A 22,449-nucleotide genomic window follows, 5' to 3' on the forward strand; every position below is an offset into this window, starting at 1 on the left:
CGCGCGCCTTGCCACCCCCCGGCTTTTGCCCTATAGGCCGCCGCTTTCCAGGGCTTCGGTCCTGGCGTGGAGTTCCAAAGGGTTCGGGAAGTCATTCCGGCCGCCGCGTCAGGATCCATCGTGGGATTGGACTTTACCCGGTCCACCCGCGCCGGCGCCCATCAAGGGAGACGACTGCATGGCTCTTTACGAGCACACGGTCATGTCGCGCCAGGACATCAGCGCGCAACAGGCCGAACAACTCAACGACACCATCAAGGGCTTGATCGAGGAAGCCGGCGGCACCGTCGCCAAGATCGAGTACTGGGGTCTGAGGAACCTGACCTATCGGGTCAAGAAGAACCGCAAGGCGCACTATTCGCTGCTCGCCGTCGACGCGCCCCCGGCCGCCATGGCCGAGGTCGAGCGCCAGCTGTCCATCAACGAGGACGTGCTGCGCTGGCTGACCGTCCGCGTGGAAGAGCTGGATCTGGAGCTGTCGCCCCTGCTGGCCCGCCGCGAGCGTGAGCGTGAGCGTTCGACGCCGCGCTCCGACGACAACGCCGCCCCCGCGTCGGCTGAATAAGGAACCGGATCATGACCGATACGACTGCTCCCTCCCCGGGCGCTCCGGCCGGCTCCGGCCCCGCCCGCCGCCCCTTCAATCGTCGCCGCAAGGTCTGCCCGTTCTCGGGCGATAACGCGCCGAAGATCGACTACAAGGACGTGAAGCTGCTCCAGCGTTACGTCTCCGAACGCGGCAAGATCGTGCCCTCGCGCATCACCGCCGTCTCTCAGAAGAAGCAGCGCGAACTGGCCAAGGCCATCAAGCGCGCCCGCTATCTGGCCCTCCTGCCCTACGTGGTGAAGTAAGATGAAGGTCGTTCTGCTTGAACGCGTCGAGAACCTCGGCGCCATCGGCGACGTCGTCACCGTCAAGGACGGCTTCGCCCGCAACTTCCTGCTGCCCCGCGACAAGGCTCGCCGGGCGACGGAAGCCAACCTGAAGGCCTTCGAGGTCGAACGCGCCGCCATCGAGGCCCGCAACGACAAGAACAAGGCCGAGTCCCAGAAGATCGCCGACAAGATCGACGGTCAGACCTACGTCATGATCCGCCAGGCGGGTGAGACGGGCCAGCTGTACGGCTCGGTCGCCGGTCGCGACGTGGCCGAAACGGTCCAGGCTTCGGGGTCGAAAATCGAGAAGGCGCAGGTCGTCCTGCACGTCCCGATCAAGACCCTGGGCGTCCACGAAGTGCAGGTCCGCCTGCACGCCGAGGTCCGCGCCACGGTCAAGATCAACGTGGCCCGTTCGGCCGACGAAGCCGAGCGTCAGGCCAAGGGCGAGGACGTGATCGCCAGCCAGTTCGATGACGAGCGCCAAGCCGCCAGCGATCAGGCCAAGGATCTGCTGGACGGCGGCGCCGGTCAGCACGAGGTCTCCTACGTCGAAGAGGTCTGATCCTTCTCGACCGGGTTATCGAAACGACGGCGCGGAGAGCCATCTCCGCGCCGTTTTTCGTGGGCTATGCTCAAGCGTCGCCATTCAGGGAGCGGGCCATGAGCCGAACCATTCTCGCCGTCCTCGCCGTCGTCGCCGTCAGTCTCGCCGCCCTTCCCGCCTTCGCCCAGGACGGACGCATGACCGTGGCGGCGTTTCTGGACACGGCGGCTGACATTCCGCGCAATCCCACCGCAATGCTTCGTGCCGACACCCGCCGACTGATGGGCGAGATCCGGACCGCCGCCCGCACCGTCCGCGCCGAGCAGGACGCCGCCCGCAGCGCTGGTCGGCCCCCGCGCACCTGCATGCCCGAGCGGGTCAGCATGAGCCCCGACGGCCTGCTGGCCCGCTTCAACGCCATCCCCCCCGGTCGCCGCAACATCACCGTGACCCAGGCGATGCGCGAGTGGATGGCCGAGGAACACCCCTGCCCGTCGTGATCGTCGCTGACCGGAAAGACGAAATCCGGGCCGTCCACAGGCGGGCCGGACTCATCCCCCGTCTTGTGGACGTCCGCCCCTGACGCAGGGACGTGCGAGGGCTAGACCCGTCAGTCCATGAACGCGCTCAGCCCCATATCCTCCGACGCCCGGCCCATCGCCGCCCTGCCCCACAATCTGGAGGCGGAACAGGCGCTGCTGGGATCGCTGATGTTCGACAATGCGGTGTTCGAACGCCTGTCGGACCGGCTGCGCGGCAGCCATTTCTATGAGCCATTCCACCAGCGCCTGTTCGACGCCATCGAGGATCACGTGCGCCAGGGCCTGCTGGCCGAGCCCACCATTCTGATGGAACGGTTCAAGACCGACCCGGCGTTCCAGGAGTTCGGCGGGCTGCGCTATCTGGCCGATCTGGTGGACCGGGCCCCGCCCGGCGCCAACGCCCCGGACTATGCCCGGCTGGTCTATGATCTGGCCCTGCGCCGCGACCTGATCCGCATCGGCGGCGACATCATCAAGGAGGCCCCGGACCCCGAAACCGCGGCCCTCGAACAGATCGAACAGGCCGAACAGTCCCTCTACAATCTGGCCGAGACGGGTCAGCCCTCGTCGGGCTTCGTCAGCTTCGGCCACGCCTTGGCCGGGGCGGTGGAGATGGCCAGCGAAGCCTATCAGCGCGACGGCAAGCTGGCGGGCCTGGCCACCCATCTGGACGATCTGGACCAGAAGCTGGGCGGGCTGCACCCCTCAGATCTTCTGATCCTCGCGGGCCGCCCCTCCATGGGCAAGACGGCCCTGGCCACCAACATCGCCTTCAACGTGGCGCGCAACTATCGCTGGGAGCCCACGCCGGAGGGCCGCAAGACCGTGGACGGCGGCGTCGTCGCCTTCTACTCGCTGGAAATGAGCGCCGAGCAGCTGGCCATGCGGATCCTGGCCGATGCCTCGGGCGTCTCGTCCGACCGGCTGAGAAAGGGCGAGATCGACGCCTCGGACTTCGGCCGCATCCGTGACGCCGCCGCCGAGATCGGCGAGGCGCCCCTGTACATCGACGCCACCGGCGGCCTGTCCCTGTCCAAGCTGGCGGCCCGCGCGCGGCGCCTGAAGCGCATGGAGCACGGGCTGGACCTGATCGTCGTCGACTACCTCCAGCTGATCACCGTCGGCGAGGGCAACGGCCAGAAGAACCGCGTGCAGGAAGTCTCCGAGATCACCGGCGGGCTGAAGGCCCTGGCCAAGGAGCTGTCGGTGCCGATCCTGGCCCTGTCCCAGCTCTCCCGTCAGGTGGAGTCCCGCGAAGACAAGCGGCCCCAGTTGTCCGACCTGCGCGAATCCGGCTCCATCGAGCAGGACGCCGACGCCGTCATGTTCGTCTATCGCGAAAGCTACTACCTGGGCCGCACCGAGCCGCGCGAAGGCACCGAAGAGCACCTCAAGTGGCAGGAGGACATGGATCGCCTGCGCCACCAGGCCGAGGTGGTCATCGGCAAGCAGCGCCACGGCCCCATCGGCATCGTCAAACTGTCCTTCGACGAGGACACCACCCGCTTCGGCAACCTGGCCCAGCCGGGCCGGTACGAGCCGAACTAGGGTCGTCGGCGAAAGAAAATCCGGACGAATCGCAGCCCCTCCCCTTCAAACGCAGGATTCTTGCGTCATAAGGGGCAGATGCCCTCCCCCGCCAGCCTGACCGTCGACCTGAACGCCCTCGCGCACAACTTTCATGCGCTGGAGGCCGCCTCCGGCGCGGCCGTGCATCCCGTGGTCAAGGCCGACAGCTACGGCCTGGGCGCGACCCCCGTGGCCCGGCGGCTGATGGTCGAGGGCGCACGCACCTTCTTCGTGGCCCGGGCAGCCGAGGGCGTGGCCCTGCGCGCGGCGCTGGGGCCCGCCCCCGTCATCTATGTGCTGGACGGCTGTCATGGCGATACGGCGTCCGCGCAGAAGGCGGCCGACCTGCGGCCCATCCTGAACCAGCCGGTCCAGCTTCAGGCCTGGCGGGCGGCGGGCGGCGGGGCCTGCGGCCTGCAAATCGACACGGGCATGAGCCGTCTGGGGTTCCGGCCCGAGGACGCGCCCGAACCCTTCGAGGGGCTGGCCCTGGTCATGAGCCACCTGGCCTGCGCCGACGCCCCCGCCGACTCCATGAACCGTCGCCAGCGCGATGATTTCGCCGCGGTCAGCGCCAGATATCCCGGCGCCATCCGCTCATTCTCCAACTCCGGCGGCTGTTTCATGGGCGCGGACTTCGCCTTCGACGCCGTGCGGCCGGGCATCAGCCTGTACGGCGGGGGCCCCGAGGGCCGGCCCGACGACCGCATCAGGGCCGTGGCCACCCTCAGCGCCGAGGTGGTGCAGGTTCGGCCCGTGCGCAAAGGCGAGACCGTGGGCTATTCCGCCGGTTGGACCGCGCCGCGCGACAGCACCGTCGCTATCGTCGCGGCGGGCTACGCCGACGGCGTGCTGCGGTCATACTCGCCCAGGGGCAAGGTCTGGCTGGCGGGCGCCCTGCGGCCCATCGTCGGGCGGGTGTCCATGGACGTGATCGCCGTGGACGTCACGGACGCGGAGGTCGCGGACGCGGAGGTCGCGGTCGGCGACCTGTGCGAGATCTACGGCCCGAACCGCAACATCGACGATCAGGCCACAGCGGCGGGCACCATCGCCTATGAGTTGCTGACCTCCATCACCCCGCGCGTACCGAGGGTCTACGTCGGCTGAGTACGTCAGCATCGGACGCACCCCCGCCGGCCTCATCTATCCCTGACCGCGATTCCTGCTAGACCCGGCCCATGGCCAGGGACGGTGCGATCTATGTGTGTCAGTCGTGCGGGGCGGTCCACGGCAAGTGGTCCGGCCAGTGCGGCGCGTGCGGCCAGTGGAACTGCATCGTCGAGGAAAGCCGGTCGGCCCCGCCCGGCGCGCTGAAGCCCGCCTCCACAGCGCGCGGACGCGGCGTGGTGTTCGAGACCCTGCAGTCCGACACCCCCGAACCGCCGCGCATCACCACCGGGGTCGGCGAGTTCGACCGGGTCTGCGGCGGCGGCGTGGTGCCGGGCTCGGCCATTCTGCTGGGCGGCGACCCCGGCGTCGGCAAGTCCACCCTGCTGCTGGAGGTCACGGCCAAGGCGGCCCTGGGCGGCGCGCGGGTGGCCTATATCTCGGGCGAGGAGGCGGTGGAGCAGATCCGCGCCCGAGCCCGACGCATGGGCTTCGCCGACGCCCCGGTGAACCTGGCCTCGGCCACGGCCCTGCGCGAGATCGTCTCGACCCTGAAGCGCGACAAGTTCGACATCGTCATCATCGATTCTATCCAGACGCTGTGGTCCGACGCCCATGAGGCGGGGCCGGGCTCGGTCACCCAGGTACGCGCCTGTGCGGGCGAGCTGGTGCGGCTGGCCAAGGCGTCGGGGATGGCCGTGGTGCTGGTGGGCCATGTGACCAAGGACGGCCAGATCGCCGGGCCCCGCGTGGTTGAGCACATGGTGGACGCGGTCCTCTCCTTCGAGGGCGAGCGCGGCTATCCGTTCCGCATCCTGCGGGCGGGCAAGAACCGCTTCGGCGCCACCGACGAGATCGGCGTGTTCGAGATGACCGACGCGGGTCTGTCCGAGGTGTCCAATCCCTCGGCCCTGTTCCTGGGCGAAGGCGGCGAGCGGGCGGCGGGCGCGGCGGTGTTCGCGGGCATCGAGGGCTCGCGGCCTGTGTTGGTGGAGTTTCAGGCCCTGGTGGCGCCCAGCGCCTACGGCACCCCCCGCCGGGCCGTGGTGGGCTGGGATTCCGGGCGCCTGGCCATGCTTCTGGCGGTGCTGGAGGCCCGTTGCGGCATCGGCTTCGGGGACCGGGACGTTTATCTGAACGTGGCGGGCGGCCTGCGGGTCTCGGAGCCGGCGGCGGATCTGGCGGCGGCGGCGGCGCTGATCTCCTCGGCCGTGGACGTGCCCCTGCCCCAGCGGGCCGTTGTGTTCGGCGAGATCAGTCTGTCGGGCGAGGTGCGCGCCGTGGGCCGGGCCGAGGTGCGCCTGCGCGAGGCGGCCAAGCTGGGCTTCGATCAGGCCATCGCCCCGGAAAGCGCGGCGAACGGCGGAAAGAATGTTAAGGTCATGGGGCTATCTCGACTCGCAGAGGCGGTCGAGCGTATCTCGCAAAGCACGTTCTGACCTTCACCGCCCTTCAGGGACCCTCGCCGACCGTGACTGGCTACGACCTGTTCGCCATCGTCGTCATCCTGGCCTCTGCTGCGGCCGGCTGGATTCGCGGGGGCCTGCGCGAACTGGTCACCCTGGCCGCCTTCGCCGTGGCCGCGATCCTCTCCCTGCTGGCTCTGCCCCTGTCCGGCCCCGTAGGCAGCGCGATTATCGATCCCGACTGGGCCGGGTCCATCGCGGCGGCGATCGTGGTGTTCCTGATCCTCTATTTCGGCATCCGCATTACCGGCACGATCCTCAGCCGCCGTCTGCGCGACCACAAGCAGCTGGGCGGAGTTGACCGCTTCCTGGGCGTGGGCGTGGGCGCGGTGCGGGCTCTGGTCCTGCTGGGGGCCATCCATCTGGTGTTCCACGCCGCCACCCCGGCCGAGCGCACGCCGGACTGGTTCCGGGAGGCCGCCGTCTTCCCTCTTGGCCACGCCTCGGCCCGGATGATCCAGACCGTCCTGCCGACCCTTGGTCGGGGTGCGGACGCCCTTTCACCCGTCATCGGATCGTCCGTGCGCGACGGTTTTTCCGCTGATGACACAGCCACGCCCCAATCCGACGCTAGCGCGGCGCCGGACTCACCCTAAGTACGCTTCCCGCATTCATCGGAGCCCCCACGATGAGCCGCCACCAGATCAACGACGTCGTCGTCCACCGTGAACACTGGCGGGACGTCGATGACGACCGCCCCCGTCTGGAGTGCGGGGTCTGCGGGGTCTGGGGCGTTCAGGACGCCTCGGCGGTTGTGGCCCTGGGCCTGCACGCCCTGCAGCACCGGGGACAGGAAGCCTGCGGCATCGCCTCGGTCACCAAGACCCGCTTTCACACCGAGCGGCACATGGGTCTGGTGGGCGACGCCTTCTCCGGCGCCGATCTGGTCACCCGCATGCCCGGCCGGGCTGCGGTGGGCCACACCCGCTACTCCACCGCAGGCGGCAGCTTCCTGCGCAACATCCAGCCCATGTTCGCGGATCTGGATTCCGGCGGCATCGCCATCGCCCACAACGGCAACCTGACCAACTTCCTGGCGCTGCGGAACGAGCTGGTGGACCAGGGCTCGATCTTCCAGTCCACCTCGGACTCCGAGGTCATCCTGCACCTGATCGCCCGGTCGCGGAAATCGCGCATCGTGGACCGCTTCATCGACGCCATGATGCAGATCGAGGGCGGCTACGCCCTGGTCGCCCAGACCAGGAAGAAGATGATCGGCGCGCGCGATCCGCTGGGCATCCGCCCGCTGGTGCTGGGTCAACTGGGCGACGCCTGGGTGCTGGCGTCCGAGACCTGCGCCCTGGACATGATCGGCGCAACCTTCGTGCGCGACGTGGAGAACGGCGAGGTCGTCGTCATCGACGAGGACGGCCTGCGCTCCATCAAGCCCTTCCCGGACAAGGTCGCCCGGCCCTGCCTGTTCGAATATGTCTATTTCTCCCGGCCCGACAGCGTGGTGAACGGCAAGGCGGTCTATGAGGTCCGCAAGGCCATGGGCGCCCAGCTGTCGCGCGAACATGGCGTCGAGGCTGACGTGGTGGTGCCCGTGCCGGACTCCGGCGTCCCTGCGGCCCTCGGCTATGCCCAGGAAAGCGGCATTCCCTTCGAGATGGGCATCATCCGCAGCCACTATCTGGGCCGCACCTTCATCCAGCCCAGCCAGGGCGTGCGCGAACTGGGCGTGCGCATGAAGCACAGCCCCAACCGCGGCGTTCTGGCCGGCAAGCGGGTCATCCTGATCGACGACTCCATCGTGCGCGGCACCACCTCGGTGAAGCTGGTCCGCGCCGTGCGTGCGGCGGGGGCGAAGGAAGTCCACCTGCGGTCCGCCAGCCCGCCGATCATGTGGCCGGACTTCTACGGCATCGACATGCCCGAACGCTCGCAGCTGATGGCCGCCAATCTGTCGCTGGAGGAGATGCGCGCGCGGCTGGAGGTGGACAGCCTGGGCTTCCTGTCCGTCGATGGTCTGTATCAGGCCATGGGCGCCGGTCCCCGCGACCCCGTCAATCCGCAGTTCACGGACCACTATTTCACCGGCGATTACCCCACCCGCCTGCTGGACCGCGAAATTGAGGAAAACGGACGGGACGTCTCGACGAGGCAACTTTCCCTGCTTGTCAGCGCTTAAGGGCGCATGAGCACGGAACTCGGCTACTTCACCCTCGACACGCCCGACATCGACCGGGCGCGCGCCTTCTACGGCGCCCTGTTCGGCTGGACCTTCGACGAAGCGTCCTCGCACGAGACCTACGCCCATGTGACTGGGGCGGGCATCCCGTTCGGCTTCGTGAAGGGCGAGCACAGGGACTATTCCCACCTGTACTTCCGGGTCGACGACATAGACGCCGTCTGCACCCGGATCGTCGATCTTGGCGGCAAATGCGCCGTCCCGGCCGACAGCCGCTCTGGCCGGAGCGTGACCGCCAGCGACGACCAGGGCGTCAGCTTCGGCCTGTGGCAGCCTGCCGAGGGCCTGTAGCCCCTCTGGACAGATTTCTATTTGTCTGAGTTAATCCTTCCACCCTGACGGAGGAACGATCAGGGAGGGAGGATCTCATGGCCAGAACCGCATGGGTCGCCGCAGCGGCGGCCGTCGTCTCGATCTTCGCGTCCCTCGCCTCGGCCCAGAGCGCCGGAGAGGACGACATCCTCGATCAGGTCATCAACAGCCCGCCGGTCCAGTCATGGCAGGTGACCGGCCTGCGCGCCACGCCCCGACCGGTCCGGGCCCAGGGCGTCGTCGGCGATCAGGCGATCCGCGTCGCCGTCCCCCGCCCCGGCGCCAATCCGTGGGACATCGCGGGCCGGATGACCATCGCGGGGGAAATCAACCGGGGCGACACCATCCTGCTGGCCGTCTGGGCGCGGACCCACACGCCGCCCCAAGGCGAACGGTTTGGCGTGCTCCCGGGCATCCGGGTCGAACAGAGCACCGCGCCCTATACCGCCATCGCCCAGGATTCGGCGGTCGTCCCGTCGGAATGGACCATGGTCTATGCCTCCGGCGTGGCGCAGCAGGATTATCCCGGCGGCTCGACCAACGTCTCGGTGCATCTGGCCGGCGCGGCCCAGACCATCGAACTGGGACCGGCCTTCGTTCTGAACCTGGGACAGAACTATGATGCGGCTCAACTGCCCCGGAATGTCGCGCCGGAATAGGACTGCGGCGCTCCGCCTCTTTCACCGCCGCCCCGGCCCGCGTAAGCAGGCGCCATGACGGATCAGCTTCCCCTGAAGGACCGCGTCGCCCTTGTGGTCGGCGCCTCGCGCGGCATCGGACACGAAAGCGCCATCGCCCTGGCCAAGGCCGGCGCGCATGTGATCGCCACGGCGCGCACCGAGGGCGGGCTCGAGGAACTGGACGACGCGATCTTCGCCGCCACCGGCCAGCACGCCACCCTGATCCCGTTCGATCTGGTGGACGGCGGGGCCATCGACCGCATGGGCGGCGCCCTGTTCGAGCGCTTCGGCAAGCTGGACATCTGGGTCCACACCGCCGCCACCATGGGGCCCGAAGGCCTCGTGCCCGTCAGCCACGCCGACCCGCGCCAGTTCGCCAGGATCGAGAAGGTGAACTTCACCGCCGTCTTTCGCCTGATCCGCTCTCTCGAGCCTTTGCTGCGCGCCTCCGACGCGGGCCGGGCCGTCTATCTGACCTCATCCCTGGCGTGGAAGCCGCGCGCCTTCTGGGGCGCCTATGCGGCCACCAAGGCCGCAGGGCAGAACCTGATCCAGTGCTGGGCCGACGAAATCGAATCCACCAACATCCGGGTCGCCGTCCTCGACCCCGGCCGGATGCAGACCCGCCTGCGCGCCCAGGCCTATCCGGGCGAGGATCCCTCCGCCCTGCCCCACCCGTCGGAGATGGCGCCGCTGATGGTGGACCTGTGCCGCCCTGACCGCGAACCGCCCGGGGGCATCGTCTCGTTCCGCGAGTGGAAAGACGGCCCGCCGGTCTCGGCGCTGGTTTGACGCGTCCGCCGTCCTCGCTAGACTGACCCTGTCGAAAAAGGCGGATCGGTGTGGTTAGCCCGGTCGCCCTCTGGCGAGGGTTCTGTCTGGCGTTCGCACGCCAAGTCCCACGGCCCGCAACGACGGTGCATCCCGCGCCGGCGAAGAATGGGACGTGAGATCATGCAGCAGCAGCTTTCCGTAATCACCCTGGGTGTCGCCGATCTGGCCCGCTCGCGCCGCTTCTATGTCGAAGGATTTGGCTGGACTCCGATCTTCGAGAACGACGAGATCGTCTTCTACCAGATGAACGGTTTCGTGCTCGGGACCTGGCTGGCAGAAAAGCTGGAAGCCGACATGGGCCGCGCGGGACTGCTCCGGCCCGGCCGTTTCGCTCTCGCCCACAATGTGCCGTCCCGAAGCGACGTCGATCCGCTTCTGCAAACACTGGCGTCTGCGGGCGGACACCTGCTGCGAGCAGGCGCCGAGCCGTCTCATGGCGGCTTCTCCGGCTATGTCGCCGACCCCGATGACAATGCTTGGAGATCGCCTGGAATCCCGCCTGGCCGATCAGTCCGGAAGGCTATGTGACCTTCCAGTCCTGAGCGGAATCACCGCTTCGGCTTGGACGGTCCGCCGGTGCGGATGCGGCCCGAGCGGGACACCTGACGGGCGCCGCCGCGCGCGCGCTTGCCGGGAATGGAGGCGGCCTTGGCCTTGGAGGCGGCGCGCTGCTTGGCCTTGAGCACCGTGGGCCTCGGCGGCGCGGCCTTCTTCGCCGGCGCATTTCCGGGCAGGCCCCTGGCGGACTCCTTCGCCTCCTCGGCCTTCTGGGCCTTGGTCACGCGTCGCGGCGCGGTCTTGGCCTCCCCCTTGGGCCGGGTTGGTCCGCCAGAGCCGTCCACGAACGGATTGGCGCCCGACTTGGCGGTCAGCCGCATGGGCGTGCCGGGCAGGTCGAAGCTCTCGCGCAGACTGTTGATCAGATAGCGCTTGTACTGCTCCGGCATCTGCGACGCCCGGTTGGCGAACATCACGAAGGTCGGCGGACGCGCCTTGGTCTGGGCGATGTATTTGGGCTTGATGCGGCGGCCGTCCACGGCGGGCGGCGGGTGCCGCTGAACGGCCAGGGCCAGCCAGTCGTTCAAATCCCGCGTCTTGACCTTCACCGACCAGGTGTCGTGCGCCTTCAGGATGGCGGGCATCAGCCGCTCCACCCCGCGTCCGTTGTGCGCCGACAGGGCCACGAAGGGCGCGCCCTTCAGCTGGGGCAGCATGCGGTCGGCGGTTTCCTTCAGCGACGCCATGCGGGACTGGGGCTCTTCCTCCAGATCCCATTTGGAGATCACATAGATCAGCGCCCGGCCCTCGCGCTCGACCAGGTCGGCCAGCTGCAGGTCCTGGGTGTCGAAGGCGTTCTCCCGGTCCATGACCAGCACCACCACCTCGGCGAAGGTGATGGCGCGGATGGTGTCGGCCACCGACAGCTTCTCCAGTTTCTCCTGCACCCGCGCCTTGCGCCGCATGCCGGCGGTGTCCACCAGGCGGATGTTGCGGCCCTCATAGGTCCAGTCCACCGAGATGGAGTCGCGGGTGATCCCCGCCTCCGGCCCGGTCAGCAGGCGGTCCTCGCCCAGCAGGCGGTTGATCAGGGTGGACTTGCCCGCATTGGGGCGGCCGATGATGGCCACCCGGATGGGCTTTTCGGCCTCTTCCTGCTCGGCCACCTCGATGTCGCGGCTGGCCTTGACGATCGCGGCGTACAGATCGGCCATGCCCTCGCCGTGCTCGGCCGAGATGGCGACAGGCTCGCCGAAGCCCAGCCCGTGGGCCTCGCCCACGCCGCCGCCGCTCTCGCGGCTTTCCGACTTGTTGGCCAGCAGGATCACCGGCGTCTCGTGACGCCTCAGATGGTCGGCGAAGATGCGGTCCAGCGCCGTGACCCCCTCGCGGGCGTCCATCATGAACAGGATCAGCTCGGCGTCATCCAGCGCCGCCTCGGTCTGTTCGCGCATGCGCGATTCCAGACTGTCGTCGGTGACGTCCTCGTAGCCCGCCGTATCGATCAGGGTCAGGTCGATGTCGCCGATATTGCCGTCCGCATAGCGACGGTCGCGCGTCACCCCCGGCCGGTCATCGACGAGCGCGAGTCTTTTGCCCACCAGTCTGTTGAACAGGGTGGACTTGCCCACATTGGGGCGACCGACGATAGCGACCTTGAGGGCCATGAGAACGTTATAGGCCCTTTTTCAGGTCAGCGGATGCTGACCAGCTGACCGTTGTCGGTCACGACGTAGAGAGCGCCGTTGTAGGCGATGGGGGCGATATAGGCGGGCGCGCCCAGGTTCAGGCTGGCGACCTCCTGGCCCGTCTTGTGGTCATAGGCCACGGCCTGGCCGTCGGAGTTGACCAGAATCAGGCGGTTGGAGGCCAGGATCGGGCCGCTCCACACCGGACGAACCGTCCGCTTGCCCACGCCGAAGAACCAGCCGCCCTCGGTGCGGGTGCGGCCCTCGTTGATGTCCCGGATCCAGTAGACCTGGCCATCCTGGCGGTTGATCACGGTCAGTTCGCCGCCCTTGGACACCGCATAGACCACATCGCCGGCCACCCACGGCGCGTTCACGCCGGTCAGGGGCAGCTGCCAGACGGGCTGTCCGGTGCGCACGTCCATGGCGCTGATCAGGCCGGAGTGGCTCACCGCGTAGACCACGCCGCGGCTGACAGCCGGACGTCCGGCGATGTCGCGAATCTCCGACAGGGCGTTGGTGCGGCTGGTGCGCGACAGGACCTGGGTCCACAGCTCCTGGCCGTTGGCGGCGCGAAGGGCCACCACCTCGCCTGACGAGAACGGCGCGATGACCGTATCGCCCGTCACCGCCGGGCTGGAGGCGCGCATCAGGCGCGCGGGCTCGGAAATGGCCTGGTAGGACCAGGTCATGGCGCCCGTCGCCGCGTCCATGGCCACGATCTGATTGTCCACGTCCACGGCGAAGACGCGGCCGCCCGCCACGGTCGGGGCGCCGTGAATGGGGGCGTCGAACTGGGTGGTCCACTCGACGGCGCCCGTCCGGGCGTTCAGGCCCGCCGCCATGCGGTAGCCGGAGGTGACGAAGACCCGCTCGCCGGAGACGGCCACGCCGCCGCCGAACGCCCGGTCACGTCCCTCGGGACGAAGATTGGTCTGCCACAGGATCTGGCCGGTGTTGGCGTCTACGGCGCTGACACGGGCCTCGCCGTCCATGACATAGATACGGCCGTCCGCCGCAACGGGCGGCGCTGTCACCTGGGTCGTCCGCGACGCGCCCTGGCCGATGTCGCGCCGCCAGGCGACGGTGAACTCCGGCGCGGCGATCACATGCTCCAGGGATTGCTCCACATTGCCCCCGGGGACAGGCCAGGCGTTGATGGCCTGGGGACCCGGCACGAAGAAATCGCGCCCGGACAGGGCGGTGCTGGGCGACAGGCTCTGCTCGAACTCGAGGATCGACACGCGCTCGCCCGCCGAAGCGACCGATGAGGGGGCGTCGTCGCCGCCGAACGGCCAGAGGCGCTGCGCGGTCGAGCAGGAGGCCACCGTCACGGCAAGGCCGCAGACCAGGGCGATCTTCAGGGGTTGGGACATGGAGCGCATGCTGGATTTCGATCCTGGGATTACGGCTGAACGGCCGGCTGTTCGGGAGCGCCCTGGGCCGGGGCCTGCGCCTGAACCTGACCGATATCGGGCTGGGGCATTTCGGCCTGGGCCCGGACGATTTCCGCCAGGGAGGCGGCGACTCCCGAATCGATGGCGTCCTGGACCAGCTGGGCGCGCTGACGCACCAGGTCCGGCACGTCCTGCCCGAGAGCCAGAAGAGCGAACACCGGGCGCGCCTCCGCGACCTGGCCGTGCTGGATGCGGGCCAGACCTTGCGCCTCGCGGGCGTAGGCGCTGAACGGGCGGTTGTCTGCGGCGATGGGGGCCAGACGCCGCTCGATCTCCTCCAGGGGCGCGCTGTCCATCAGCAGGTAGACGGCCTTCAGGCGGGCCAGGTCAGCGATCAGCGGCTGGCCGGAGGCCTCGGCGGCTTCATCGAACAGGGCCACGGCTTCGTCGGTCTGGCCGTTGCCGACCGCGATGCCCGCCCGCTGCTGCAGGGCCAGGGCCTTGTAGCCGCCCGATCCTGTATCGACCGCCTCGATGAAGGCGGCGTCGGCGGCGGCAGTGTCGCCTTCGCCCAGGGCCTGCATGCCCCGGTCATAATGTGTGGCCGCGGTTTCCGCGCGGCTGGTCTGCCAGGACTGCCAGCCCCACCAGGCCAGGGCGGCGACCAGCGCCAGCACCAGAGCACCGGCCACCCACGGACCCCAGGTCCGGAACAGGCGGCGGTATCGTTCGGAGCGAAGCTCCTCCTCGACCTCTTCGAAGACATCGACCACTTAAAGACAGGCTCCCCGGACACGCTGGCTGTGCGGTCCGTACGGGAAGCACGGCCGCTGACAATTTCGGCGCGACCCTAAAGGCTTGGCGCGCCGCCCGCAACGCGGACGAACCGGGTTCAGACCGGCTTTTTGGAGAAGTAGGTCTCGACTTGGGCGGGAAAACGGCGCGCCCTGACATCTTCGGCGTAGCTTTTCGCCGCTCGCGTGATTTCGCCGCGCAGATCGGCGTAACGGCGCACGAACTTCGGCGACCAGTCGAACATGCCCAGCATGTCGTTGACCACAAGGATCTGGCCGTCGCAGGCGGCGGAGGCGCCGATGCCGATGGTGGGCTTGTCGATGGCCAGGGTGATCTCGGCCGCCAGCCCCTCGGCCACTCCCTCGATGACAACGGCGAAGGCGCCGGCGTCGGCGGTGGCCTCGGCCTCGCTCATGACCCGGATGCGCTCGTCCTCGGTCTTGCCCTTGGCCTTGAAGCCGCCCTCGTTCAGCACCGCCTGGGGCCGCAGCCCCACATGGCCCATCACCGGAATGCCCCGCTGGACCAGATACTCGATGGTCTGGGGCACGGTGGGGCCGCTTTCCAGCTTCACCCCCTGTGCGCCCGTCTCCTTCATCACCCGGGCGCAGTTCTGATAGGCGAGCTCCTTGCCTCCTTCGTAGCTGCCGAAGGGCATGTCGATGACCACCATGGCCTGGCGCGCGCCTCGCATCACCGCCTGGCCGTGCAGAATCATCATGTCCAGGGTGACGCCAACCGTATTGGGCAGGCCGTGCACCACCATGCCCACGCTGTCGCCCACCAGCAGCAGGTCGCAGTGTTCATCCAGCATCTCGGCTGTGGGCGCGTCGTACGCCGTCAGGCAGACGATGGGCTCCCCGCCCTTGCGCGCAAGGATGTCGGGGGCGTGCAGCCGCTTGACCGGCTCCTGTTTTTGAGAAGACATCAGACCTCGTTCGCCAGCTTCATGCCCGCCGTGACCGCCGCCGCGATCAGCAGCGCCGCCATGGCCCAGAACATCTGCATACCCCCTAGCGCGGCGAAATCGAAATCAACACCCAGAGTGGACAAACCGCTCTGGGCCGCCTGGGCCTGGGCGGTCAGGGCGCCGACGCCGGCGTCCATCAATCCCGCCTTTTCAGGCAACGAGGCGGCCGAGGCCGAAAACCCCGTCGTGGTCACGTCATCGCCACCGGCGCTGAAGTTCAGATTGGCGCCGAGCGTCTCCCGCACGGCCACCACGCCGCCAATCAGACCCGCCGCGCCGATCACAACCGTGCGCATGCGCGAGCCGGACGCCAGGCGCTTCTCCACGCCCCGCGCGAAGTCGGCGGAGTCGGGCATCGGCGGCGTCTCTCGAAACAGCCGTTCGATGAAAGGGTCGAATTCGTCAGGCGCGGACATCGGCCGCCCTCCCGAGGTTGTCCGGTTCCGGCGAAAGCCGGGCGCGGAGTTTATCCAGACCACGTTTGACATGTGATTTCACGGTCCCAAGTGGCGTATTCAAGGCGGCGGCGATCTCGGGGTGCGAGAGACCGGCGCCGTGACACAGAGAGACACACAGCCTCTCGATGTCGGTGAGACCTTTCAGCGCCTCGTCCAGGTCCATGCGGCCTGCCTGATCGGCGTGGATCGGTTCTTCCGCCGGCGCTTCGGTTTCAGAGACATAACGTGCCTCCTTCGCCTTGCGCTTGAGGTAGAGCCGCGCGGCGATCCGCTTGACCCATGCCCCGAAGGCGCCCTCGCCCCGGAACTCGGCGCATTTCTCGAACGCCTGGATGAAGGCGTCCTGGGCGACGTCGTCGGCGGTGGCCGGATCGGCGCCCATGCGGCGCAGCAGCGCCCGGACCGCCGAACCGTGCCTGCGCACCAGCTCGCCGAACTCCCGACGTCCACCGGCCGCCGCAAGGGCGGCCAGTTCCACGTCGTGAAGGTCGATAGGATTGGACATGGCGTTCCCCTGTCTTCAGACGCCGGCTCAGCCCTTGTTCTTGTTGAAGAAGCTCAGGATGATGAACGCGAGGCCAATGAAGCCGGGGATCGCGGACAGCCCGCCCAGAACGTAGAAAATCTCGCTGTCGCCGTCGGCGTAGCTCAGGCCCCAGCCCGCGGCGGCGACGCCGATAGCCACGGCCAGCCAGATCACCCCGACCCGCATGTCCCGCGCTGCGGTCGACGGCGGGCGGGCGCCTTCCTTGCTCATCGCCTCGATGATCTCTGGCGGCATGGGCTGGCCCTTGTCGATCGCCGCCCGCAGCGTCTTCTGCATTTCACGCCGGTCGCGGCTCTTCAGCCAGGCGGGGATGGCGATGATGGCGACGACCATGAGGAAAGGCGCCAGGGGGATGAGTATCTCGAAACCTTGCATGGCTTGGTCCTTCTTGAAGCGGGAGCAGCGTCGCGCCGCGCCCTTCTGATCATAGGAGGCGATGACCGTCGCCGACAGATGCGCGAACCGACGTGAAATCTTCGTAAGGCGACGTCAGGCTGATCATCCGGCCTTTCGAGCAGCTGGTATCGCCGCCTTGTCCGACCCGCTTCGGACTATTTTCGCCCCCGCCTTTCCGCAGGGCTTAATCTGCACCGTCTGAACACCCGCGAGGCCATCACGATTTCGGACTATTCGGACTATTCAGACCCTGTTTTTTCCGCCTCAGAGTCCGAAATAACAAACCCGAACCGCCTCGACCGCTCCCTGGCGCGTTGATGCACAAGCCGATCATCGATCCACCGGGAGTGTCATGCCCACCCGTCGCCGTCTTCTCGCTTTCGCCGCCGTCCTCCCCCTCGTCGCCTGCGCCGCCGTCCCTGCCCCGGACAGCGGCGCGGAGCTGACCGTGGTCACCTTCAACATCTGGCACGACATGGGCGACTGGCCGGCGCGCCGCCCGCTGATCATCGCGGCCCTGCGCGACATGGACGCCGACGTGATCGCCCTGCAGGAAGTCCTGCAGGACACGCACCTGCCCAACCAGGCCGAAGACATCGCCCGGGCCCTGGGCGGCTACTCGGTCCACTTCGTCTCGGTGGATCCCCCGGAGCAGGCGCGTCGCTACGGCAACGCCGTCCTGAGCCGGCTGCCGGTGCTGGAGACCGGCGAACTGCGGCTTCGGCCGCTGGAGGATTCGCGCACCCTGGCGATGGTCCGGGTGTCCGTGAACGGCCGCCCCGTCCAGATCGCGGTCACCCACCTGCACCACACACCCGAGGGCGGCGCCCTGCGGGAACGCCAGATCAATGACGTGCTGGCGGCGGTCGAGGCGCAGGAGGACGCACCAACCATCCTGCTCGGAGACTTCAATGCACCGGCCGATGCGCCTGAATTCGCGCCGGTTCTTTCAGGATACACGGACGCTCTGGAAGCCGCCGATCCGGCCGCAGCCGCCCGCTCCACCCTGGTGACGGATCACGGCCACCGGTCGGCGCGCATCGACCATATCTTCGTGCAGGACGGGCGGTTCGAGATCCTGTCCGCCGGCCTGGCCGCCGACCGGGCCGTCGCCGGCGTCTGGCCCTCCGACCATGTGGCGGTCGTCGCGCGGCTGCGCGTGCGCTAGCGGGACAGCCTCCGGGCGCCCATCAGGCTGACCAGCACCAGCACAGCCGTTCCGCCAAGGATCGCGGCGGAGAGCACAAGGCTGTCCGCCAGCGGCGCCACCGAGGGGCCGAGCACCGGCTGCAGGGCCCACGCCAGCAGCCCGGCCACCCCGGCCCAGGGCGCAGCCGCGCCCACCCGGGCCCAGGCCCGACGCCGGGCCACGCGCTGCATGAGATCGGCGCAGAAAACGGGGTCCCGCGCGGGCGGCGCCTGTTCCGCGAACAGGGCGGCCAGCTTCTGTTCCGGGGTCAACTCAGCCATCCGATCCTCCGAGCGCCTGAAGCAGTTTCGCGCGCCCACGCCCAACATGGGACTTCACCGTGCCCAGGGGCAAGCCCAGCGCCGTGGCCGCCTCGCCGTGGGACCAGCCCTCGGCCAGGCACAGGGCGACACAGGCCCGCTCGTCCGGGGCCAGGGCGGCCATGGCCGCCTCCATGGCCATGCGGTCCTCCGGCGACACGCCCGGAGGCGGCGCGCTCGCCGCCATCCACGCCGCATCCCGCGCCTCGGCCCGCCGCCGGCCCCGCATCCGGTCCCGCGCCTTGCGCCAGGCGATGCCGCAAAGCCAGGCGCGAACCCCGGCCGCGTCGTTGAGCGACCTCAACGAGGTCCAGGCGCTCAGGAACACCTCCTGCGCCACATCGTCCGCCTCGGCCCCGTCGCCGCCCAGGATGCGCCTCAGAAAGCCCCTCACCACCCCCTGATGCCTGGCCACAAGACGCGCGAAGGCGGCGTCCGACCCCGCGCAGGCGGACGTCACCAGCTCGGTGTCGTTGTCGAACGCCATCTCGCCCCCGAGCCGTGACCGCGACCGTCAGGAGCCGTCCCGACGCGTGGTCAGGGCCGAGATCAGGGCCCAGACCGCGACCGCTCCCATGGTCAGGGCGACCACCGTGAACGGGAAGCGGACCCCCATGTCGACGCCGAACACCTGGGGCATATAGGCTGCGATTCCGAAGCCGCCCGCCAGCACCGCGAACAGGCCGAACAGCGACCAGTAGTTGGTGGGCCTTGCGGATCCATACGAAGCGCTGCCCCACATCTCCGCGTCCGAATCTATGGGCTTGTCGAGCACCTTCATCAGCTCGGGCGGAACCTCCTTGCCGCTGTCGGCATAGCGGCGAACGATGTCCAGGGTCGCCCGCTGCCGCCGATAGTTGAGCCAGCTGGCCCAGCCCGAATAAACGAACCAGCCCACGGGAAACAGCAACCACCAGTAGCTGCGGAACAGGTCTTCCATGTCTCATCCCTCCGATAGGCGCGGCGATCATCGCCCGCTTTCCCCCCGTAGTCGCCGCCGATATGCTGGCCGGATGCAGCAAGCGATGATTTTTCCACGAGGCGCCCATGGACCCGGCTGAGCGTCGCCGCCTGATGTATCGCGGCTTCGGCCTGTTCGCCGTGATCCTGGGCCTGTCGGGCGCCACGAACGCGTCGGTCATGCTGTTCGCGGGGGCGTCGCTGGCCGACGAGGCGCGGTTGCTGGTCCCTGCCCTGATCCTGCTGGGCCTCGGCGGCTGGCTGTGGTGGAAATCCCGCGCCTGATCCGGGCAACGCTTTGTGATAGGCCCTGTCTTCCGATCCCGGGGCCGGGGCGCTAGGGCTGCCCGCGTCCCCGACAGGATCGGACCCTGTGAAATGAGTGAGACCGCTTTGACAAGACGCACCCTGATGGCCGCCGGCGCGATGGGCCTCGCCCTGGTGGCGGCGCCCCGCGCCCTCGCTCGCCACGCCGACAGCCACCGGGAGCGCATCGACGACCTGATCGCCCGCATGACGATTCAGGAAAAGGCGGGCCAGCTCACCCTGTTCAACGACCCGTTCCGCTGGCGCCCCGGCAACGTGAACCCCGGCGATTTCGACACCGATCAGGAAAAGACCGCGCAGCAGATTCGCGACGGCCATGTGGGCGCCCTGTTCAACGGCGTGGGCGCCGAACAGGCCCGCTACGCCCAGCGCCTGGCGCTGGAGGAAAGCCGGCTGGGCATTCCCATGCTGTTCGCCGCCGACATCATCCATGGCTTGCGCACCACCTTCCCCGTGCCGCTGGGCGAGGCGGCCAGCTGGGATCTGGATCTGGCCGAGCGCACCGCGCGTGCCGCCGCCGCCGAGGGCGGCGCCTCGGGCATCCACCAGACCTACGCCCCCATGGTCGACGTGGCCCGCGACCAGCGCTGGGGCCGCGTTGTGGAAGGCGCGGGCGAGGACGTGCTGCTGAACAATCTGTTCGCCGCAGCCCGCACACGGGGCTTCCAGGGCGACGACCTGGCCGATCCGCTCAGCCTGCTGGCCACGCCCAAGCATTTCGCAGCCTACGGCGCGGCCGAGGCGGGGCTGGACTACAACACCACCGACATGAGCGAGCAGACGCTTCGCGGCGTTCACCTGCCGCCTTTCCAGGCGGCGTTCGACGCGGGCGCCCTGTGCACCATGAGCGCCTTCAACGACCTGAACGGCGTGCCCACCTCGGGCAATCACTGGCTGCTGACCGAAATCTTGCGCGATGAGTGGGGCTTCACCGGCTTCGTGGTGTCTGACTACACCTCCGAGCGCGAACTCATCGCCCACGGCTTCGCCGAGGACGACCGCGACGCCGCCCGCATCGCCCTGACCGCCGGCGTGGACATGTCCATGCAGAGCGGCATCTACCTGGCCCATATCCCTGATCTGGTCGAAAGCGGCGACGTGCCCATGGCGGTCGTGGACCGCGCCGTGCGCCGCGTGCTCATGACCAAGGCTGCGCTGGGCCTGTTCGACGACCCCTATCGCGGCACCGACCCCGAGGTGGAGCGCCGCGTGGTGCGCTCGCAGGCCCACCGCGACCTGGCTCGCGAGGCCGGCCGCAAGTCGGTGGTGCTGCTCAAGAACGAGAACAGCCTTCTGCCCCTGCCGAAGTCCGGCAAGCGCATCGCCCTGATCGGCCCGTTCGCCGACGACCGCTCCAACGTCTTCGGCCCGTGGTCCATCTTCGCCGACCGCGAGATGGGCGTCACCTTCGAGGAAGGCTTCCGCGCCGCCCTGAGCGACCCGTCCCTGCTGACCGTGGTCAAGGGCTCGGACGTGGAGGCCCCGCTGGACGGCGGGATCGAGGCGGCCGTCGCCGCCGCGCGCAACGCTGACGTTGTGGTGCTGGCCATCGGCGAGTCCCACAACATGTCCGCCGAGGCCCAGTCGCGGGTCGATATCGTCGTCCCCGCCCCCCAGCAGGCCCTAGCCGAAGCGGTGGCGGCGACCGGCAAGCCCGTCGTGGTCCTGCTCAAGACCGGCCGCGCGCTGGAACTGTCCGGCGCGATCAAGGACGCGGCGGCCATCATGGTCACCTGGTTCCTGGGCTCCGAGGAGGGCAACGCCGCCGCCGACTTGATCTTCGGCGACCACGCCCCCATCGGCCGCCTGCCCATCAGCTTCGCCCACTATTCGGGGCAGCAGCCGTACTATTACAGCCGCAAGGCCACCGGCCGCCCTGAGCTGCCGACGGAGTCCGAATACAAGGCCCGGTTCCGCGAGACCTCGAACACAGCGCTCTATCCGTTCGGCCACGGCCTGGGTTACGCGCCGGTGCGCTATGGGGACATCGCGCTGGGGTCGGAGACCCTGTCGTGGGACGGCGAACTGACCGCTTCGGTCAGCGTCGCCAACACCGGTGATCGACCCGTGGACGAGGTGGTCCAGCTCTATGTCCGCGACCGCGTCGCCAGCCTGACCCAGCCCGAGCGTCTGCTGAAAGCCTTCCAGCGCGTCACCATCGCACCCGGCGAGACGGTCGAGGCGGCCTTCACCCTGACGCGTCAGGACCTGCTGTTCATCGGCCGCGACATGGCCCCGACGGTGGAGCCCGGCTGGTTCGACCTGTGGCTGGCCCCGAACGCCCAGGGCGGGCCGCACGCGCAGTTCCGGCTGGTGCGCTAGGCGAAGGCCGCCTCATAAATTTCGGGCTTGAAGCCCACGATCCGGCGGTCCCCTAGGTCCAGCACCGGGCGCTTGATCATGGACGGCTGGGCCAGCATCAGGGTGATGGCCCGGTCCTGATCCAGATCCGCCCGGTCCGCCTCCGGCAGCTTGCGGAAGGTGGTCCCGGCGCGGTTCAGCACCGTCTCCCACCCATGCTCGCCGCACCACTGCTCCAGAGACACGCGGTCGATCCCCGCCTTCTTGTAGTCGTGAAAGACGTGGTCCACGCCCCGGCCCTCAAGCCAGGTGCGCGCCTTCTTGACCGTGTCGCAGTTGGGAATGCCGTAGAGGGTCGGGGTCATCTGAACTCCATGACGAAAGATTCGCCCCGAAGGACTAAGGGGTCCCGCCACCGCATGGCCAGACCCCCCGGTCTCAATTCCCGATGATCGGGTGGATCAGAAGTCCACGTT

The 22,449-nt window shown here is 68.7% G+C and carries 27 protein-coding genes; 16 read left to right on the forward strand and 11 right to left on the reverse strand.

Annotated elements, in window-relative coordinates; all coding sequences use genetic code 11:
- Positions 1–178: 178 nt before the first annotated feature.
- The 13 genes from rpsF to C0461_RS08210 all read left to right on the forward strand — a co-directional run bounded on the left by rpsF (position 179) and on the right by C0461_RS08210 (position 10,655).
- Positions 179–565 carry a 30S ribosomal protein S6 gene (gene rpsF / locus C0461_RS08150; protein WP_292105614.1) on the forward strand — a complete coding sequence of 129 codons (387 nt, stop codon included), beginning with the start codon at positions 179–181 and terminating at the stop codon, positions 563–565.
- 11 nt (positions 566–576) lie between these two features.
- On the forward strand, positions 577–852 hold the full coding sequence (gene rpsR / locus C0461_RS08155; RefSeq protein ID WP_021696526.1) for a 30S ribosomal protein S18: 276 nt from the start codon (positions 577–579) through the stop codon (positions 850–852).
- A 1-nt stretch (position 853) separates the two neighbouring features.
- Positions 854–1,441, forward strand: coding sequence for a 50S ribosomal protein L9 (gene rplI / locus C0461_RS08160; RefSeq protein ID WP_292105617.1), 588 nt, complete (start codon positions 854–856; stop codon positions 1,439–1,441).
- Between the two features lie 98 nt (positions 1,442–1,539).
- Entirely contained in the window at positions 1,540–1,923 is a 384-nt protein-coding gene (locus C0461_RS08165) for a hypothetical protein (RefSeq protein WP_292105619.1), read from the forward strand.
- Positions 1,924–2,040: 117 nt separating this feature from the next.
- Positions 2,041–3,513, forward strand: a complete 1,473-nt coding sequence (locus C0461_RS08170; protein ID WP_292105622.1) for a replicative DNA helicase — start codon at positions 2,041–2,043, stop codon at positions 3,511–3,513.
- 78 nt (positions 3,514–3,591) lie between these two features.
- Positions 3,592–4,644 (forward strand): alanine racemase, encoded by a 1,053-nt coding sequence (gene alr, locus C0461_RS08175; RefSeq protein ID WP_292105624.1) that lies wholly within the window; start codon positions 3,592–3,594, stop codon positions 4,642–4,644.
- Positions 4,645–4,715: 71 nt separating this feature from the next.
- On the forward strand, positions 4,716–6,083 hold the full coding sequence (radA, locus tag C0461_RS08180; RefSeq protein WP_292105625.1) for a DNA repair protein RadA: 1,368 nt from the start codon (positions 4,716–4,718) through the stop codon (positions 6,081–6,083).
- 32 nt (positions 6,084–6,115) lie between these two features.
- Positions 6,116–6,706, forward strand: coding sequence for a CvpA family protein (locus tag C0461_RS08185; protein ID WP_292105627.1), 591 nt, complete (start codon positions 6,116–6,118; stop codon positions 6,704–6,706).
- Positions 6,707–6,738: 32 nt separating this feature from the next.
- Complete coding sequence (purF, locus tag C0461_RS08190) at positions 6,739–8,241, forward strand: amidophosphoribosyltransferase (RefSeq protein WP_292105629.1); 1,503 nt, start codon at positions 6,739–6,741, stop codon at positions 8,239–8,241.
- A 6-nt stretch (positions 8,242–8,247) separates the two neighbouring features.
- A complete protein-coding gene (locus C0461_RS08195; RefSeq protein WP_292105631.1) occupies positions 8,248–8,592 on the forward strand; it encodes a VOC family protein in 345 nt (114 codons plus the stop codon).
- 77 nt (positions 8,593–8,669) lie between these two features.
- Entirely contained in the window at positions 8,670–9,272 is a 603-nt protein-coding gene (locus C0461_RS08200) for a hypothetical protein (RefSeq protein ID WP_292105633.1), read from the forward strand.
- Between the two features lie 54 nt (positions 9,273–9,326).
- The gene (locus C0461_RS08205; protein ID WP_292105635.1) at positions 9,327–10,085 is read left to right on the forward strand and encodes an SDR family NAD(P)-dependent oxidoreductase; all 759 of its coding nucleotides are present in this window, start codon (positions 9,327–9,329) and stop codon (positions 10,083–10,085) included.
- A gap of 162 nt (positions 10,086–10,247) precedes the next feature.
- Positions 10,248–10,655 (forward strand): VOC family protein, encoded by a 408-nt coding sequence (locus C0461_RS08210; RefSeq protein ID WP_292105637.1) that lies wholly within the window; start codon positions 10,248–10,250, stop codon positions 10,653–10,655.
- Between the two features lie 20 nt (positions 10,656–10,675).
- Here the strand turns inward: C0461_RS08210 and der are convergent, their stop codons facing one another.
- The 7 genes from der to C0461_RS08245 all read right to left on the reverse strand — a co-directional run bounded on the left by der (position 10,676) and on the right by C0461_RS08245 (position 16,855).
- Positions 10,676–12,292, reverse strand: coding sequence for a ribosome biogenesis GTPase Der (gene der / locus C0461_RS08215; RefSeq protein WP_292105639.1), 1,617 nt, complete (start codon positions 12,290–12,292; stop codon positions 10,676–10,678).
- A gap of 26 nt (positions 12,293–12,318) precedes the next feature.
- Entirely contained in the window at positions 12,319–13,689 is a 1,371-nt protein-coding gene (locus tag C0461_RS08220; RefSeq protein ID WP_292105641.1) for a PQQ-binding-like beta-propeller repeat protein, read from the reverse strand.
- A gap of 29 nt (positions 13,690–13,718) precedes the next feature.
- Positions 13,719–14,483 carry a tetratricopeptide repeat protein gene (locus C0461_RS08225; protein WP_292105643.1) on the reverse strand — a complete coding sequence of 255 codons (765 nt, stop codon included), beginning with the start codon at positions 14,481–14,483 and terminating at the stop codon, positions 13,719–13,721.
- A 119-nt stretch (positions 14,484–14,602) separates the two neighbouring features.
- Positions 14,603–15,433 (reverse strand): 3-methyl-2-oxobutanoate hydroxymethyltransferase, encoded by an 831-nt coding sequence (gene panB / locus C0461_RS08230; protein WP_292105646.1) that lies wholly within the window; start codon positions 15,431–15,433, stop codon positions 14,603–14,605.
- Positions 15,433–15,891, reverse strand: a complete 459-nt coding sequence (locus C0461_RS08235) for a hypothetical protein (protein ID WP_292105648.1) — start codon at positions 15,889–15,891, stop codon at positions 15,433–15,435. Before C0461_RS08235 ends, panB begins: the two co-directional genes overlap by 1 nt.
- Positions 15,878–16,438 (reverse strand): sigma-70 family RNA polymerase sigma factor, encoded by a 561-nt coding sequence (locus C0461_RS08240; RefSeq protein WP_292105649.1) that lies wholly within the window; start codon positions 16,436–16,438, stop codon positions 15,878–15,880. Before C0461_RS08240 ends, C0461_RS08235 begins: the two co-directional genes overlap by 14 nt.
- Positions 16,439–16,465: 27 nt before the next feature.
- A complete protein-coding gene (locus C0461_RS08245; protein ID WP_363378009.1) occupies positions 16,466–16,855 on the reverse strand; it encodes a DUF6249 domain-containing protein in 390 nt (129 codons plus the stop codon).
- A gap of 373 nt (positions 16,856–17,228) precedes the next feature.
- Here C0461_RS08245 and C0461_RS08250 point away from each other — a divergent pair, with 373 nt between their 5' ends.
- Positions 17,229–18,044 carry an endonuclease/exonuclease/phosphatase family protein gene (locus C0461_RS08250; protein WP_292105653.1) on the forward strand — a complete coding sequence of 272 codons (816 nt, stop codon included), beginning with the start codon at positions 17,229–17,231 and terminating at the stop codon, positions 18,042–18,044.
- On the opposite strand, the gene C0461_RS08255 is transcribed toward C0461_RS08250, so the two are convergent.
- Genes C0461_RS08255 through C0461_RS08265 form a run of 3 tightly spaced genes read right to left on the reverse strand, consistent with a single transcriptional unit; the run spans position 18,041 to position 19,325 of the window.
- The gene (locus C0461_RS08255; protein ID WP_292105655.1) at positions 18,041–18,346 is read right to left on the reverse strand and encodes a hypothetical protein; all 306 of its coding nucleotides are present in this window, start codon (positions 18,344–18,346) and stop codon (positions 18,041–18,043) included. The two genes, C0461_RS08250 and C0461_RS08255, sit on opposite strands and share 4 nt — an antisense overlap.
- A complete protein-coding gene (locus C0461_RS08260) occupies positions 18,339–18,872 on the reverse strand; it encodes an RNA polymerase sigma factor (protein ID WP_292105657.1) in 534 nt (177 codons plus the stop codon). Before C0461_RS08260 ends, C0461_RS08255 begins: the two co-directional genes overlap by 8 nt.
- 27 nt (positions 18,873–18,899) lie before the next feature.
- On the reverse strand, positions 18,900–19,325 hold the full coding sequence (locus C0461_RS08265; protein WP_292105659.1) for a hypothetical protein: 426 nt from the start codon (positions 19,323–19,325) through the stop codon (positions 18,900–18,902).
- A 107-nt stretch (positions 19,326–19,432) separates the two neighbouring features.
- On the opposite strand from C0461_RS08265, the gene C0461_RS08270 reads away from it, so the two are divergent.
- On the forward strand, positions 19,433–19,630 hold the full coding sequence (locus tag C0461_RS08270; protein ID WP_292105661.1) for a hypothetical protein: 198 nt from the start codon (positions 19,433–19,435) through the stop codon (positions 19,628–19,630).
- A gap of 108 nt (positions 19,631–19,738) precedes the next feature.
- A complete protein-coding gene (gene bglX, locus C0461_RS08275; protein ID WP_363378016.1) occupies positions 19,739–21,994 on the forward strand; it encodes a beta-glucosidase BglX in 2,256 nt (751 codons plus the stop codon).
- Here bglX and C0461_RS08280 read toward each other — a convergent pair.
- Positions 21,991–22,338, reverse strand: coding sequence for an arsenate reductase (locus C0461_RS08280; RefSeq protein ID WP_292105664.1), 348 nt, complete (start codon positions 22,336–22,338; stop codon positions 21,991–21,993). The two genes, bglX and C0461_RS08280, sit on opposite strands and share 4 nt — an antisense overlap.
- Between the last annotated feature and the right edge of the window lie 111 nt (positions 22,339–22,449).

Source organism: Brevundimonas sp. (genome assembly GCF_013823285.1).
Classification (GTDB): domain Bacteria; phylum Pseudomonadota; class Alphaproteobacteria; order Caulobacterales; family Caulobacteraceae; genus Brevundimonas.